This window comes from Bogoriella caseilytica (genome assembly GCF_003752405.1).
In the GTDB taxonomy this organism is placed as follows: Bacteria; Actinomycetota; Actinomycetes; order Actinomycetales; family Actinomycetaceae; genus Allobogoriella; species Allobogoriella caseilytica.
Map to the genome: position 1 here is coordinate 1,171,571 of NZ_RKHK01000001.1, position 16,151 is coordinate 1,187,721.

Genomic DNA, 16,151 nt, shown 5'->3' on the forward strand with positions numbered 1-16,151 from the left:
AGCAGATGACCGCGCGTTACGTGCTGCGGCGTCTCGGCCAGGCAGCGGTGGTGCTCTGGGGGGCGGTGACTCTCTCCTTTCTGATGATCCACCTCGTGCCGGGTGATCCCGTGCGGATCATCCTCGGCTCCGGTGACGGCGATGCCGCCACCATCACCCCCGCGGCCGAGGCCGAGCTCCGCGCCCAGTTGGGCCTGGACCGCCCCGTTGCGGTGCAGTACCTCGACTTCTTGCGCCGTGCCGCCACCTTCGACTTCGGCCACTCCTACTCCACCGGCCAGGAGGTCTCGGTCGCGATCAGTGCCGCTGTGCCCGTAACAGTGGAACTGGGAGTGGCCGCGATCGTGCTCGCCGTCGTCCTGGCCCTGGTCTTCGCCCTGCTGAGCGTGCTTCTACCCACCCAAGCGCTGCGCTCGTCCTTCCAGTCCGCTTCGCTGCTGGGCACCGCGATGCCGTCGTTCTGGGTGGCGATCCTGCTTCTCCAGGTCTTCTCCTTCCGGCTCGGCTGGTTTCCCGCCTACGGCTCGGGTTCCTGGCAGGCACTGGTGCTCCCGGGCCTGACCTTGGCGTTGCTGACCGCGGGCACTCTGGGCCAGGTGCTCACCCGGGGCCTGAACGAGGCGCTGGCCGAGACCTACGCCGACACGGCGCGCGCCAAAGGGGTCTCAGAGGCTCGGGTGGTGACCGGCCATGCCCTGCGCAACGCTTCCCTCCCCGCCTTCACGATGGCCGGGATGATGGCGGGGGGCATGCTCTCCGGAGCCACGATCGTGGAGACGATCTACGGCCGGCGAGGAGTGGGCATGTACTTCGTCCAGGCAATCCAGACCCAGGACTTCCCCCTCATCCAGGCCCTGGTCATCCTCTCCGGCGGCTTCTTCGTCCTCGTCACCCTCGCCGTGGACCTCGCCTACCGGTGGATCGACCCGCGGGTCTCGACGCCACATCGTCGGAAAGCAGGTGTCGCATGACCGGCCTGGTACTGCCCGCCAAGCCCAGCAGGGCCCTACCCCCCGCCAGTTCGGGGGCGCGGGCCTGGGGCGCCCAGCTACTCACTCAGCCCGGCCTGGTGTTCAGCATGCTCGTCTTCGCCCTCCTCCTCGCGTGGGCAGCCGTGCCCGGAGTCTTCGCCACGCACGATCCCGTCCAGGACCTCGACCCGGCCGCTCTGCTCGCCCCGCCGAGTGCCGAGCACTGGTTCGGCACCGACCAGCTCGGCCGAGACGTCTACTCCCGGGTGGTCCACGGTGCTCGGCTCTCGCTCTCGGCCGGTCTGCTCGCAGTGGCCATCTCCCTGGTGGTGGGCTCCACCCTGGGGATGGTCTCCGGATACGTCGGCGGTTGGGTGGACAGCATCCTGATGCGTGCCGTTGATGTCCTGGTGGCCATCCCGGGACTGTTGCTGTCCATGGCCGCGGTCTCCATCCTCGGCTTCGGCGTGGTCAACGTGGCGGTGGCTGTGGGGATCGCCGGCGTCCCGGCCTTCGCTCGCATCACTCGCGCCGAGACGCTGCGGATCCTGAGCCGCGGCTACTTCGACGCTGCGCGCACCTCCGGCACCGGGGGCCTGGCCATCCTGGTCCAACACGTCGCGCCCAACGCCTCCGGCGCGGTGCTGGTGCTCACTGCCCTGGAGCTCGGCGGTGCCGTGCTGTCGGTGGCGGCATTGAGCTTCCTCGGCTTCGGGGCCGTTCCGCCGACTCCCGAATGGGGCTCCATGGTGGCCTCGGGCCGAGCGCACATCGCCAGCGCATGGTGGCTGACCACCTTCCCGGGCATCGTGATCGCGGCCACGGTCCTGGCCTCGAACCGCATCAGTCGCGTACTCCGGATGAGGCAGCGATGAACGATTCCCTTCTGCAAGTTCGCGATCTCACAGTGGCGTACCAGCGCGTAGGTGCCCGGACCACGGCCGTGCACGGGGTGAGTTTCGACGTCGGCCACGGGGAGTCGGTGGCCCTGGTCGGAGAATCCGGCTCCGGGAAGACGAGCATCGGCCGGGCCATCCTGGGCCTGCACGGCCGCACTACCCGCCTGACCGGTGCCATCTCCTTCGACGGCACCGATCTACTCACTCTGGGGTCGGCGCGCTGGCGTCAGATGCGGGGCAAGCGGATCGCCCTGATCCCCCAGGATCCGCTAGCCGGATTGAACCCCGTCCACACCGTGGGACGGCAGGTGGCAGAGACCCTGCGCACTCACGGCCTGGCCAGCGGCCACACAGCCCGCACCCTCGCGCTAGAGGCATTGCGCCGTGCCGGGCTGGATGAGGCGGAGCAGCGCTACGACGCCTATCCACATCAGCTCTCCGGCGGTCAGCGCCAGCGGGTACTGATCGCCACCGCATTGATCGGCGAACCAGAACTCATCGTGGCAGATGAGCCGACCTCAGCTCTGGATGTGACCGTGCAGCGACGCATTCTCGACCACATCGAGAGCCTCGTTGGCGACAGTGGCACCTCGATGCTGCTGATCACGCATGACCTCGCAGTGGCTGCTGACCGCACGGACCGAGTGGTGGTGCTCTCCGGGGGTGAAGTGGTGGAGGAAGCCCCGGCGGCCACCTTCCGGCACGTCGCGCAGCACCCCTACTCCCGCCGTCTCGTGGCGGCCGCCCCGAGCATGGACTCGGAGCCCATGGTGGGCGAGATCGTGAGGCCGGTGGCGGGCCCGGGAGCTGCGAAGGCCACGACCCCCCTCGTGGAGATAGACGGCGTCACCAAGACCTTCTCGCGGCCCGGCGCGGCGGACGTGGCCGCCGTGGACGGCGTCTCGGTGCAGGTCCACCACGGTCAGAGCCTGGGCGTGGTGGGTGAGTCGGGCTCGGGCAAGACGACCCTGGCGCGGATGGTGCTGGGACTCACCGAGCCGACGAGCGGCCTGCTGCGGGTCGCCGGCCAGGAACTGCACATCGGTGCGTCCGCGCGCAGGCGCCGCCGACTGTACCGGCAGGTGCAACCGGTTTTCCAGGATCCCTACTCGTCCCTCGATCCGGCACATCCGATATCGACCAGCATCGCCGAACCGTTGCGGTTCCTGGGAGCCTGCTCTCGCGCCGAGCGCCGCCGGCAAGTGACTGAGCTTCTCGACCAGGTCCGCCTCCCCCGCGCCCTCGCCGGCCGCAAGCCCTACGAGCTCTCCGGCGGTCAGATGCAGCGAGTAGCCATCGCCCGGGCACTCGCAATCCGGCCCGGCCTGCTCGTCCTCGACGAGCCGGTCTCCTCCCTCGACGTCTCGGTCCAGGACCAGATCCTCCGCCTTCTCGCCGAGCTGCGCGAGCAGAGCGGACTGGCCTACCTCTTCATCTCCCACGACCTCGCCGTGGTGCGCCAGATCTGCACCGACGTCGCCGTGATGCGCCACGGGAAGGTGGTGGAGTGCGGCCTCACCGTGGAGGTCTTCGCCTCGCCGGAGCACGGGTACACACGCGAACTCCTGCACGCCATACCGGGCCGGCGTGCAGCCACAGGTGCGGCGGTGGTGCCATAACCCTCATTCGGTGTCGAAGACCACGTGCTCCCCGTGCATGGCGAGACGGAGGCCGCCGTCGACCGGTTGCGCCTCGGTGAACTCGATCCCCCGGGGCAGGCCGAGATCGGCGGGGGCAAGGGTCCAGGAGGTCAGGTTCTGGACGACTCCGGGCAAGCTGTCGACCTCGACGCTGACTCCTGCGATGGTGCCCCCGGTCGCTTGCACCACGATGGCGCCGTCCTCGCTGATCTCCGGCCCGGCCCGCAGCGCCACGCCGAAGGAGGACACCCCGACCTCGATGCCGGACGGGCTGGACCGGACGTCCACCCCGGGAACTCGCTGGCGCACTGCCGTGGTCAGGGCCTGATCCGTGAGGATGCCGGCCGCGGCGACGTCCTCGACGGTGCCGTCCGGCGAGGCGCCGATCAGGGTGACGGTGACGTCCTCGATCAGCAGCTCCCCGATGTCGGTGTCCAGGGCAGTACTGCCGGGCAGCTCCGCGCTGACCTCGGTGAACCGTCCACGCAGGTACTGCGGGAAGAAGAGGGTTCCGCCGATGCTGACCTCCGGCTCACGGTCGGCGCCGAGCGTCTGCGCGACGGAACTGGCCAGGCGCGACTCCGCGTGGGAGCGCACCGCCACATCGGCGAGGAAGGCGACCAGCACCAGGACCGCGATGCCGACGGCGAGGCTGACCGGTGCGCGCCAGGACCCGGCCGGGCTACGGGGCGGAGCGGATTCCGGGATGGTCACCCTCCGACAGTAGCTGCGGCAGGCCAGGCGTCGCGGTGCCCGTGATCCATGACGGACGAGCCTGCTCCACCGCAGGCGCGCCGGAGACCTAGTCTGGAGCGGTGTCCACCAGCCCTGTCCGCGAGCGCGATCCCGCCCCGGGGTCCGCCGGCTCCTCCGGATCTGCCGCGCGAGCGCCGCGCCCGTGGATGTGGACCGTGGCAGCCCTGCCGACCCTGCTGCTGGTCACGCTCGCAGGACTGGTGATCACCGGAGCCTCGGCGCCGGGCCTGGTCGACGCCGGGCCGGTCGTGCGCTGGGGCGTCCCGCTGAGTTCGGCGCTGGCCGACGCCTCCTTCGCCGTGACCATCGGCGCCTTCGTCCTCTGCGCGGTAGTGCTACGGGCCGAGGGCCCGGGGGGCGCCTGGCGGACCGCCGCGTCCCTGGGGGCGGCCGCAGCCACCAGCTGGGCCCTGGCTCAGGTCGCCTTCCTGGTCCTGACCTTCGCCCAGGCCGCGGGCGGGTTGGGCGGGGAGAACTTCGGCGCGCAGCTCTGGCAGTTCGTCACCGAGCTCGAACTCGGGCGCTACCTGCTCTGGGCGGCGATCCTTTCCGCGGGCGTCTCCCTGCTCGCGGTCGCGGTGAGCGGGTACCGGAGCGCGGCGGTCGCGACGGTGGCCGCGCTGATCGCCCTGGTACCCCTGGCCGAGACCAACCATGGCTCAGGTTCCACCGGCCACACCCTCGCCGTCTCCTCATGGTGGTTGCACACCGCCGGCGTGGCCGTCTGGGCGGGTGCACTCGTGGTGTTGTGCGCGGTGGGCGGTCGCCTCGGAGCCAGGCTGCCCAGCGCCACCGAGCGTTACTCCCGCCTCGCCATCTGGGCCTTTGCGGCCACCGCCCTGGGGGGAATCGCCGCGGGCTGGCTGCGCATCGGCAGTCTCAGCGAGTTGCTCACCCATCCCTACGGCCAGCTCCTGCTGACGAAGACCTGCCTCACCGTGGCGCTGGGCGCGGCCGGATGGTGGCACCGCCGCGCCACCCTCCCGGCGATCGCCGCGCACGCCGGCTCCGGTGGACGGGGCCGCGCCTTCTGGCGGCTAGCCGGGATCGAGACCGTCCTCATGGCCGCCGCAGCGGGGCTCGGCGTGGCCCTGGGGAACTCCGCGCCGCCCGTGCCCGAACAGCAGATCCCGGACACCTCCCCTACCTTCTTCCTCTCCGGCTATCCCGTGCCGGCCTACCCGACGCCGCTGGCCTACCTCACCGAGTGGCGCTTGGAGCCGGTCCTGGCCTTCGCAACCGTTGCGGCACTGCTGGTCTATGTTCGCTGGGCCCGTCGGCTGCGGCTACGCGGCGACTCCTGGAGCACCGTCCGCACCACCGCCTGGGTGGCGGGCTGGCTGTTGTTCGCCTGGATCACTCAGGGCGGGCCCACGGTCTACGGATCGATCCTGTTCAGCGCGCACATGATGATGCACATGCTGCTGGCCATGGTGGTGCCGATCCTGCTGACCATCGGCGCGCCGATCACGCTCGCTGCGCGCGCGCTGCCGCGCCGTCAGGACGGCACTCGCGGGCCCCGCGAATGGGTGCTGGGCATCGTGCATTCGCGCTACGCGAGCTTCTTCGCCCACCCGATCGTGGCAGCCATCAACTTCGCCGGCTCGATGATCCTCTTCTACTACACCGGTCTCTTCGAACTGGCGCTCACCACCCACGTGGGTCACCTGCTGATGGTCGCGCACTTCACCGCAGCGGGATACCTCTTCGCCAATGCGCTCATCGGTGCCGATCCCGGCCCCACACGCCCCTCATATCCGCTGCGGCTGATGCTGCTGCTCGCCACCATGGCCTTCCACGCCTTCTTCGGCGTGGCACTCACACAGCAGTCCACGTTGCTCGCGGCGGACTACTTCGGCTGGCTCGGGCTGCCGTGGAACGTCGATGCGCTGGCCGACCAGACGCGCGGCGGTGCCTTCGCCTGGGGCATCGGCGAGCTCCCCACCTTGGCGCTGGCCATCGGAGTGGCGGTGATGTGGGCCAAGGAGGACACCCGCACTGCACGCCGTCAGGACCGGGCCGCCGACCGGGACGAGGACGCCGAGCTGCGCGCCTACAACGAGATGCTCCGCCAGCGGGCCGAGTCCGGGCACGGCCAGCGCCGATAACCACCGCGATCTGGAGGCTGCCTGCCAGACTAGACCGGAGGAACGGGCGGGTGACGACCTGGTCACAGCCCCTGCTACCGCGGAGATCGCGCGGTACTGTCGGTTTTTGAATCGCCGGTCAAGGCGTGGACACACGGAGGTGACGGATGGCCGCACAGGAGGAGCTCGCCGCACAGGCGGCGAACCCCGAGACCCCGCTGGCTCGGCTGCATGAGCTGGCCCAGCACCACCCGGAACTGCGGCCGGTGATCGCCGAGAACCCCTCCACCTACCCCGCGCTGCTCACCTGGCTCGGCAGCCTGGGTGACGGGGCCGTGGACTCGGCACTGGCTCGGCGTGCGCAAGCGGGTACCGGCGCGCAGCGGGTGGAGCGCCGATCCATCATGAGCCGTGACAGCGGCACAGCAGCTAGCGCGGCCTCGGCCTCGGACGCCGCCGCCTCCGAGCCGGCCGTCGAGGATCAGCCCACCCAGGTCGCTTCCCCAGTGGACGACAGCCCCGCGAGTGCCGGCGATGAGGCCACCGCTGTCGCGCGTGGTCACTCGGCGCACACTCCTGCCGGCTCCGCCAGCACCCCCGCAGCCGCAGGGCCGCCCGTGGGTGCCGCGCCTGCCGCGTGGGCAGCGTCGACTCCCCCCTGGCAGCCCACCACCGGGAGCCCTGCCGCGGCGACGCCCGCGAGCTCGCTTCCCACCTCGGCTGCTTTCCTGTCGGCGGATGACCAGGAGGAGGACGACGCTCCGCGCCGCGGTTCGTGGATCCCGCTGGCCGCACTGGCCGTGGTGGCCGCGGTGCTCGTCGGCATCGTGATTCTGCAGCTCGTGGGCGGCCGCACGGGTGATGACACACCACCGGTGGCCGAGGAGCCCACCACCGACGAGCAGGTCGACGGTGAGGAGGAGACGCCCGAGGACGAGGGCGAGGACGAGGCACCCGACGACGAGGCCGAACCCGACCCGGCTGAGGAAGCCCGTCTGGCACTGGCCGACCTGCCGGAGACCACCTCCTGCGACGATGCCGCCGGGGATGCCGCCGTCGTCGCCACCTACGGCGACGCGCACTCCGACGGCGCCGAGTGGTCTGAATCCGGTGATGGATCGCTGGTCCTGGCCACTCTCGACGGCCTCGAATCGGCCTGTGACACCGCGTATGTGCGCGACATCGCCTCCCGTCTGGTCGATGACGGTCCCGACGCCGTCGCCGGTGAGATCCGCGCCTCGGGCGCCCAGTGGCTCGAGGCGCAAGATCCTCCCGCCGATGCGCGCGAGCTCAACCAGCTTGCCTCCCCCAGCGGCAACATCCGCTGCGACGGCAGTGGCGACAGCCTGCATTGCCGCATCGTGTCCTATGACTTCACCGCCCCGGAAGGGTGCCCCGCCAGCACGGTGCTGGCACTGAACGCCACCGAGGGTGCCGAGGTGAACTGCGACCTGACCACCGCCGGTGAGGCTCCCATCCTCTTCCCCGGGGAGTCTGCCGTGGTTGGTGACGGTGATCTGGCCTGCGAGACCGTGGGCGACGACGGCATCCGCTGCTGGTCACTGATCACCGGTGAGGGTTTCGAGCTCAGCCGCTCGGACTTCGACCTCTTCTAGGGAGCAGGACCGGCGCCCGGTCCGTCGTCATGGTGAGATGGGTGGCGTGAATAATGAGAACGTTACTCAGCACAGCGCAGCGGACGCTCCGCCTACCCCGTTCCACGATCTCGACGCCTACACGGCGTTGCCCCGCCTGGGCGGCCTGAGCCTCTCACCGGACGGCACCCGGCTGATCGCCGGCGTGGCCACCCTGGACAAGGAACCAGCCGAGGCCACCCGCTACCGCACGGCGCTGTGGGAGATCGATCCGGTGGGCGAGCGCGCTCCGCGCCGACTCACCCGAGGCGCCAAGGGTGAGTCACAGCCGGTCTTCACCCCCGAGGGTGATCTGCTCTTCGTGGCCGCCCGGGACGAGGACGAGCCCGCAGCTCTCTGGGCCGTGCCGGCCACCGGCGGCGAAGCCCGGTGCGTGGCCTCCCATCCTGGCGGGGTAAGCGCCGTCCACGTGGCTGCACAGTCCGGGACGGTGGTCATCCAGGCGCAGGCACTGCACGGCGCCGCGGACCTCGAGGAGGACAAGCAGGTCCGCAAGGAACGCAAGGACAAGAAGGTCTCCGCGATCCTCCACGAGGACTACGGAGTGCGGTTCTGGGATCACGACCTCGGCCCGGGCAGCGCCCGGCTGTACGCGGCCACCCTCGACGCCGCCGTCGTCGCCGGCCCGGATGATGCGGCGGAGCACGAAGGGAGCGCGGAGCTGCGTGACCTCACCCCCGATGCCCGACGCCAGAATCTGAGCTGCGCCGTCTCGGCCGACGGAAGCTTCCTGGTGAGTACCTGGCGCGTCCACGAGGGACGCGCCAGCACCCGGACCGACCTGGTGCGCATCGACGCTGCTACCGGCGAGCGCAGGGTGCTGCTCCGCGCGGACGAGACCTACGACTTCGGGGCCCCCACCATCAGCCCCGACGGCGCCACCCTGGTCTACACCCGCAGTCGGCGCTCGACTCCCGAGCTGGCACCGCAGCCCGAGCTGTGGTCCATGGACCTCGATTCCGGGAGCACGCGTCGCCTGGCCGGGGACCTCGACCTCTGGCTCTCGGCCGGCTCACCGCAAGCGTGGCTCCCGGACAGCAGCCGCTTGCTTGCCACTGCCGATGCCAACGGACGGGGGGCGATCATCGAGATCAATCCTGCCGACGGGACCGCGCGACGGCTATCGCTCAGCGACCCCGACGCCACGTACACCGACGTCATCGCCGCGCCCGACGGCGTCAGCGCCTACGCGCTGCGCACCTCGTACGCCTCCCCGTCCGAGCCGGTGCGGATCGACCTCGCCAGCGGTGAGGTCAGCGCACTGCGTTCCCCTGCTCCGCGGCCGGCGCTGCCTGGATCCTTGACCGAGGTGGAGACCACCACCGCAGACGGCACCCGGGTGCGCGCCTGGCTGTGCCTGCCCCAGGGCGCTTCCGCCGACGAGCCTGCTCCCTTGCTGCTGTGGATTCACGGCGGCCCCCTGAACTCGTGGAACGCGTGGTCGTGGCGCTGGTGCCCGTGGATCATGGTGGCCCGCGGCTACGCCGTGCTCCTGCCGGATCCCGCGCTGTCGACCGGCTACGGCCAGGACTTCATCCAGCGCGGATGGGGCTCCTGGGGAGCGGCCCCCTACACCGACCTGATGGCGATCACCGATGCCACCGAGGCACGCTCGGACATCGATGACAGCCGGACCGCCGCCATGGGTGGTTCCTTCGGTGGCTACATGGCCAACTGGGTGGCCGGTCACACCGACCGCTTCGACGCCATCGTGACGCACGCCAGCCTGTGGGCTCTGGACCAGTTCGGGCCCACCACCGACGCCGCCGCGTACTGGTCGCGGGAGATCAGCCCCGAGATGGTGGCCGAGCACTCGCCGCACCTGTCGGTCGAGGAGATCCGCACCCCGGTGCTGGTGGTCCACGGCGACAAGGACTACCGGGTGCCCATCGGGGAAGGGCTGCGACTCTGGTACGAACTGCTGTCGGCCTCGGGCCTGCCGCAGGACGAGGACGGCTCCACGGTGCACCGCTTCCTGTACTTCCCGGACGAGAACCACTGGGTGCTCACCCCGCAGCACTCCAAGATCTGGTACGACGTGATCTTGGACTTCTTGAGCCGGCACGTTCTTCAGGAGGATTCTGGGGAGTTGCCCCGACTTCTCGGATGATGGCAATAGCGATGGGCCCGGCATGCACCTGCATGCCGGGCCCATCGCCGTTCTGCCCGGCCGTGAGACCGATTCTGGATGCCGGGTTCAGTTGTGCTAACGTCCCCCTTTGTCAGCCGGGCCAGATGAGCCCGTCGCGCTGGAAGACCCCATTCCGGCCTCCAGGCGGCAGACCCGCCTGAGGCCCCGGAACGCGCCGCCACGAGCGGCCAGAGGCACGCGCGACCCGGCACAGGCATGGAAGGACGTACCCGTGGGGGGCGGGTCGGTCTTCAGCCTGCCCTCATCCCGCTGACCTGCAGTTTTGCCTGACACTGCCGGCACGGACGAGAAGAGGAGTGTGATCGATCGCCCCAGGGCGCGCGCAGAGAAACCGGTCGGCACTCAGCCTTCCGCTCCGCACAGCCGCCACGAGTCGTGACCCAGCACACTTCTTGACAGAGAGCTTTCTCAACAAAAAAGGGAGGTGGCGCGTGAACAATGAGACTATTCAGTTCGGCGCCCTGATGACCGTCATTCTACTCGTGTTGTTCTACGGTGGAACACTCTTCATTTCCATGCGCATCCGGAAACGAAAAGAGAACGCGGATCAGTACATGACCGCCAGTGGGAAGATTGGTTTCGGGATTTCTGCGGCCTCCATGACCGCCACCTGGATCTGGGCCTCCTCGATGTACGCCTCGGCCACTTCCGGCTACAACTACGGCGTCTCGGGCCCGATCCACTACGGCTTGTGGGGCGCGTTGATGATCCTGTTCATCTACCCCTTCGGTAAGCGCATTCGTACCGTGGCACCCCGAGCGCACACCTTGGCCGAGGTGATGTACGCGCGCCACGGGCGCTCCAGCCAGCTCATCCTTGCCGGGTCAAATGTCGGCGGGTCCCTCCTGAGCCTGCTCTCGAACTTCATCGCCGGCGGCGTGCTCATCTCGTTCCTCTCGCCGTTCACCTTCGCCCAGGGCGTCATCGCCATCGCGGCGGGTGTGCTGCTGTACACGCTCTGGTCAGGGTTCCGGGCCTCGGTGCTGACGGACTTCGTGCAGGTCATGGCGATGTTCGCCGCCGTGGTGATCATCGTCCCCTTCATCTTCTTCGCCGCCGACTTCCCCAGCGCTTTCGAGACCGGTGCCTCGAACCTCACGGCTCAGCAGGGGAGCTTCTTCTCCTCCGATGCCTTCCTCGAACAGGGCGCCCCCTACATTGCGGCCGTGTTGGCTTACGCCATCGGTAATCAGACCATTGCCCAGCGACTCTTCGCGGTGCGCAAGGACCTGATCCGGCCCACCTTCGTCACGGCCACGATCGGTTATGGCGCCATGGTGATCGGCGTCGGCATGCTCGGTGTACTGGCGCTCTACCTCGGGCTGGACTTCACCGGCCGCGAGAACGACATCATCCCGGAGATGGCGGCCAGCTATTTGCCCGCAGCATTGCTTGCGGTTTTCTTCGTCATGATCATCGGCGCGCTCTCCTCCACTGCCGACTCCGACCTCTCGGCGCTCTCCTCGATCGTGATGGCCGACATCTACGGCCAGAACGTGGCGGGCAAGGACAAGGCCAACCCCCGCAAGATGCTGCTGATCGGCCGGATGACGATGGTGACCGCCACCGCTGCGGCCGTGATCCTGGCGACCCTCGAGCTCGACATCCTCGACCTGCTGGTCTTCGTCGGGGCGCTCTGGGGTGCACTGGTCTTCCCGGTGCTGGCCAGCTTCTATTGGGACAAGGTCACCAACAAGGCCTTCACCATCTCGGTGCTGGCCGCCTTGGCCCTGTTCATCCCGGTCCGCTTCTCACTGATCCCGATGAATGCGGTGACCGGCCTGCTCGTGGATGTGCTGTCGGTGATTGGCGTCGGGGTGGTCCTGGGGCTGATGGCCTTCGGCTTCTTCGGCCCCAAGGTCGGCAAGATCGTCGGCCTGGTCGCCTCGATCGCCTCGGCGCCCTTCATCCTGGGCTTCCTGCACGAGTACGCCACGTTGAGCGCTTCCCTGGTGGCTTACGCCGTCAGCACGGTGGTCTGCTATCTGATGTCCTTCCGCCAGACGACGCGTTTCGACTTCGACCTGATCGCGCAGCGCACCGGTGAGTTCGACCAGCGCGAGCACGCATCCACCTCGAGTGAGGAGCACAAGTGAGCACCACGATCCTGACGATCTACACCCTGATGTGGCCGGGGATTCTGGCGGTCACGGGTGTCATCATCCTGCGCGCCTTCATTTCCGACTGGCGCCAAGCCAAGCGCGAAGGCCGCGACATCATCTAGCCGGCTGAGCGCGCGCACGATGAGCCGGGGGCGCCAGGACTACCTGGCGCCCCCGGGGCAGTGCAGGCCTCCGGGCGCCGGACGACACCTGGCACAGAACCGCCCGCCTCGGGCTAGCTCCAGACGAAGGCTTGGGCGGGGTCTTCGAGGATCCTGGCGACATCGGCCAGCATCTTCGAGCCCAGCGCCCCGTCCACGAGGCGGTGGTCCATCGACAGCGCGAGTTGGGTGACCTGGCGGATGGCGATCTCGCCGTGGTGAACCCAGGGCTGTGGACGCACGGCGCCGAAGGCCAGGATCACCGACTCACCCGGGTTGAGGATCGGGGTGCCGGTGTCGATGCCGAAGACGCCCACATTCGTGATCGAGACGGTGCCGTCGCTCATCTCGGCAGGCTGGGTCTTGCCCGCGCGGGCACGCTCCACCAGATCGCCCAGCGCGTGGGCGAGTTCGAGCATCGAATGGCGGTGCGCGTCCTTGATGTTGGGCACCATGAGCCCGCGCGGTGTCTGAGCGGCGATCCCGAGGTTCACGTAGTGCTTGTAGACGATCTCCTCGCGCTCACTGTCCCACGAGGCGTTGACCTCGGGGTGACGGCGGATGGCGAGCAGGAAGGCCTTCATGACCACCAGCAACGGGGTGACCCGCACGCCGGCGAACTCCTTGTCGGACTTCAGCCGCTCCACCAGCTCCATGGTGCGGGTGATGTCGACCGTGTGGAAGACCGTCACGTGCGGCGCCGTGAAGGCGGAGCTGACCATGGCCTCCGCGGTCCGCCGGCGCACCGCGCGAGCGGCCACCCGGGTGGTGCGGCCATCGGGTGAGACCGTTCCGCCTTCGAGCCAGGGCTCGCCGGGGTAGGTGGCCAGGGACTGCGCATCGGTGCGGCCCACATGGGCGTGCACGTCCTCACGGGTGATGATCCCGCCGGGCCCGGTGCCGGACACGGCGGCGAGGTCGACGCCGAGATCCTTGGCGAGCTTGCGCACCGGCGGCTTAGCCAGCACCCGGGCGTCCGAGGGGCGCGGCGCGGGCTCCTGCTCCGGGGCGCTGACAGCCGCGGGCTTGCTCGGGGGCGTGGCGGGGGCCGGCTCATCCGGGCTGGTGCTCTTGCGCTTGCGCCGCGAACTCGCCGCGCCAGAGGTGCCGTAACCCACGAGCACCGATCCGGAACTTTCACCATCCTCTTCCGAGGCCTCGCCTGCGTCCGTGCCGCCGGACGCCGCGGTGGGCGCCGGTTCGGCAGTAGCACCCGAGGCGGCGCCGTCGTCCGGGCCTTCCGGGCTGCCCGGGTCGGTATCGATGACGAGCAGCGGCGCCCCGACGTCCACCGTCTGCCCTTCGCTGACCAGGAGTTCGCGCACCACCCCGGCCTGCGGGCTGGGCAGCTCCACCACCGACTTCGCGGTCTCGATCTCGCACAGGAGCTGGTTGGCCGTCACCGTGTCGCCCGGGGCCACGGCCCAGGAGACGAGATCGGCCTCGGTCAGCCCCTCGCCGACGTCGGGGAGTTTGAAGTGGAGGTAGCGCATCGTGGTCCTCTCAGTAACTCAGCGCACGGTCGAGGGCGTCGAGGATACGGTCGAGCCCGGGAAGGTAATGCTCCTCATGGACCGAGGCCGGGTAGGGCGTGTGGAAGCCGGCCACGCGCAGCACCGGCGCCTCAAGAGAGTAGAAGCACCGCTCGGTCACCGCAGCGGCGAGCTCGGCACCGGGGCCAAGGAACCCGGGCGCCTCGTGCGCCACCACCAACCGGCCGGTGCGCTCCACCGAGGCGGCGACCGTGTCGACGTCGAGAGGGGAGAGCGAACGCAAGTCGATGACCTCGGTCTGCTGGCCGTCCTGTGCGGCCAGTTCCGCAGCCGTCAGCAAGGTCTTCACCGTGGGCCCATAGCCGACAAGCGTGGCCTGGGCACCCTCTGCGGGCCGGCGCACCACGCGGGCGGCGTGCAGCCCGTCGGTCAGGCCCTCCGTGCTGAGGTCCACCTCGGAGCCGAGATCGACGGCGGCCTTGTCCCAGTAGCGGGCCTTGGGCTCGAGAAAGATGACCGGGTCGGGCGAGGCGATGGCCTGCTGGATCATGGCGTAGCCGTCAGCGGCGGTGGCCGGGGAGACCACGCGCAGGCCCGCGGTGTGCGCGAAGTACGCCTCGGGAGACTCACTGTGGTGTTCGATGGCGCCGATGCCGCCGCCGAAGGGCATACGGATGACCACCGGCACCTCGAGGTCACCGGAGGAGCGGTAGCGGATCTTGGCCAGCTGGCTGGTGATCTGGTCGAAGGCGGGGTAGACGAAACCCTCGAACTGAATCTCGCAGACCGGTCGGTAGCCCGCCATAGCCAGCCCGATTGCGGTGCCCACGATGCCGGATTCCGCCAGCGGGGTATCGACCACCCGGTCGGCGCCGAACTCGGCCTGCAGGCCGTCGGTGATGCGGAAGACGCCACCCAGTGGCCCGATGTCCTCACCCATCAGCATCACGGAGTCGTCGCGTCCCAGGGCTGCGCGCAGGCCCTCGTTGATGGCCTTGGCCAGCGGGAGGGTGGCTGTGCCGGTGGATACCGGCGTGGTGGTCGCGCTCATCGGCTCTCCTCGAAAGACTGCTCGAAGTCACGGTGCGCGTCACGGTCGGCGCGCACCTGCGCGTGGGGCAGACCGTAGACGTGGTCGAAGATCCCGCCCTCGACGTCCGCGGCGGCGAGTGCGCGGCAATGCTCGCGGGTGGCCGCGGCGAACTCGTCGGCTTCGGCGTCGACTCCCGTGAGGAAGTCCGCATCGGCGAGCTGCTCGGCCTCGAGGTAGGCGCGCAACCGGGCGATGGGGTCACGCTCCGCCCACGCCTGCTCCTCGGCGGCCTCGCGGTAGCGCGTGGGGTCATCCGAGGTGGTGTGCGCGCCCATCCGGTAGGTCACGGCCTCGATGAGCACCGGGCCGTCGCCGCGACGCGCGCGTTCCAGTGCGGCGCGAGTGACCACGTAGCTGGCCAGCGGGTCGTTGCCGTCCACCCGCACGGCGGGGACGCCGAAGCCCGCGCCTCGGCTGGCCAGCGGCACCGGCGACTGGGTGGAGCTGGGCACCGAGATGGCCCAGTGGTTGTTCTGCAGGAAGAAGACCACGGGCGCCTGGCTGGAGGCGGCGAAGACCAACGCCTCATTGACGTCACCCTGGGACGTGGCGCCGTCGCCGAAGCACACCATGACGGCGCGGCTCCCGGTGGCCTGGGTGTGCGCGCCATCGCCGTCCGCACGCTGAGCCGCCGCGGCGCGCTTGGCGTCACGCTGCAGGCCCATGGCGTACCCGACGGCGTGCAGCGTCTGGGTGCCGATCACCAGGGAGTAGATATGGAAGTTATGTGCCGCGGGATCCCACCCGCCGTGCTGGGTGCCGCGGAACAGCGGGAGGATCTCCCGCAGATCCAGCCCGCGCACCTGCGCCATGCCGTGCTCGCGGTAGGAGGGGAAGAGGTAGTCGTCCTCCTCCAGCGCATGGGCGGCTCCGATCTGAGCGCCCTCCTGGCCCAGGCTCTGCGCCCAGAGGCCGAGTTCACCCTGACGTTGCAGCGCCGTGGCCTGATTGTCGAAGGCACGGGTGAGGACCATGTCGCGGTACATGGCGCGCATGAGGTCATCGTCGATAGCGGTGGTGTCCAGGCGCAGGCCTGCGAGCTCGGCGGCCGTTGCCGCTGGGCCCTCTGCGCACCGTCGTCCTGCCGGATCGAGGAGCTGAATGGTCTCCATACCTACGGGATCGTAGGTTACGAAGGGTAT

The 16,151-nt window shown here is 69.5% G+C and carries 12 protein-coding genes; 8 read left to right on the top strand and 4 right to left on the bottom strand.

Annotated features, from left to right (window positions below; all coding sequences use genetic code 11):
- Positions 1 to 5: 5 nt before the first annotated feature.
- From EDD31_RS05260 to EDD31_RS05270, 3 genes are read left to right on the top strand one after another with little or no spacing between them, the layout of a single operon-like run.
- Positions 6 to 971: an ABC transporter permease gene (locus tag EDD31_RS05260; protein WP_123303226.1), complete on the top strand. Its 966-nt coding sequence runs from the start codon at positions 6 to 8 to the stop codon at positions 969 to 971.
- On the top strand, positions 968 to 1,846 hold the full coding sequence (locus EDD31_RS05265; RefSeq protein WP_123303227.1) for an ABC transporter permease: 879 nt from the start codon (positions 968 to 970) through the stop codon (positions 1,844 to 1,846). Before EDD31_RS05260 ends, EDD31_RS05265 begins: the two co-directional genes overlap by 4 nt.
- A complete protein-coding gene (locus EDD31_RS05270) occupies positions 1,843 to 3,489 on the top strand; it encodes a dipeptide ABC transporter ATP-binding protein (RefSeq protein ID WP_123303228.1) in 1,647 nt (548 codons plus the stop codon). Before EDD31_RS05265 ends, EDD31_RS05270 begins: the two co-directional genes overlap by 4 nt.
- Before the next feature lie 3 nt (positions 3,490 to 3,492).
- Here EDD31_RS05270 and EDD31_RS05275 read toward each other — a convergent pair whose 3' ends face one another.
- Positions 3,493 to 4,224 (bottom strand): LmeA family phospholipid-binding protein, encoded by a 732-nt coding sequence (locus tag EDD31_RS05275; protein WP_170163200.1) that lies wholly within the window; start codon positions 4,222 to 4,224, stop codon positions 3,493 to 3,495.
- Between the two features lie 101 nt (positions 4,225 to 4,325).
- Between EDD31_RS05275 and EDD31_RS05280 the strand changes: the two genes are divergently transcribed.
- From EDD31_RS05280 to EDD31_RS14860, 5 genes are all read left to right on the top strand, one after another.
- A complete protein-coding gene (locus EDD31_RS05280; protein WP_245990930.1) occupies positions 4,326 to 6,374 on the top strand; it encodes a bifunctional copper resistance protein CopD/cytochrome c oxidase assembly protein in 2,049 nt (682 codons plus the stop codon).
- A gap of 146 nt (positions 6,375 to 6,520) precedes the next feature.
- Positions 6,521 to 7,969: a variant leucine-rich repeat-containing protein gene (locus EDD31_RS05285; RefSeq protein WP_123303231.1), complete on the top strand. Its 1,449-nt coding sequence runs from the start codon at positions 6,521 to 6,523 to the stop codon at positions 7,967 to 7,969.
- A 37-nt stretch (positions 7,970 to 8,006) separates the two neighbouring features.
- Positions 8,007 to 10,118 carry a S9 family peptidase gene (locus EDD31_RS05290; RefSeq protein ID WP_123303232.1) on the top strand — a complete coding sequence of 704 codons (2,112 nt, stop codon included), beginning with the start codon at positions 8,007 to 8,009 and terminating at the stop codon, positions 10,116 to 10,118.
- 506 nt (positions 10,119 to 10,624) lie between these two features.
- Positions 10,625 to 12,256: a sodium:solute symporter family protein gene (locus EDD31_RS05295; RefSeq protein ID WP_123303233.1), complete on the top strand. Its 1,632-nt coding sequence runs from the start codon at positions 10,625 to 10,627 to the stop codon at positions 12,254 to 12,256.
- Positions 12,253 to 12,384: a putative transporter small subunit gene (locus EDD31_RS14860; protein ID WP_211336059.1), complete on the top strand. Its 132-nt coding sequence runs from the start codon at positions 12,253 to 12,255 to the stop codon at positions 12,382 to 12,384. The genes EDD31_RS05295 and EDD31_RS14860 overlap by 4 nt, the downstream gene beginning before the upstream one ends.
- Positions 12,385 to 12,497: 113 nt before the next feature.
- Here the strand turns inward: EDD31_RS14860 and EDD31_RS05300 are convergent, their stop codons facing one another.
- The 3 genes from EDD31_RS05300 to EDD31_RS05310 are packed head-to-tail and all read right to left on the bottom strand — an operon-like array spanning position 12,498 to position 16,121.
- A complete protein-coding gene (locus EDD31_RS05300; protein ID WP_123303234.1) occupies positions 12,498 to 13,916 on the bottom strand; it encodes a dihydrolipoamide acetyltransferase family protein in 1,419 nt (472 codons plus the stop codon).
- A 10-nt stretch (positions 13,917 to 13,926) separates the two neighbouring features.
- On the bottom strand, positions 13,927 to 14,967 hold the full coding sequence (locus EDD31_RS05305) for an alpha-ketoacid dehydrogenase subunit beta (RefSeq protein ID WP_123303235.1): 1,041 nt from the start codon (positions 14,965 to 14,967) through the stop codon (positions 13,927 to 13,929).
- A complete protein-coding gene (locus EDD31_RS05310) occupies positions 14,964 to 16,121 on the bottom strand; it encodes a thiamine pyrophosphate-dependent enzyme (RefSeq protein WP_123303236.1) in 1,158 nt (385 codons plus the stop codon). The genes EDD31_RS05305 and EDD31_RS05310 overlap by 4 nt, the downstream gene beginning before the upstream one ends.
- Positions 16,122 to 16,151: the final 30 nt, after the last annotated feature.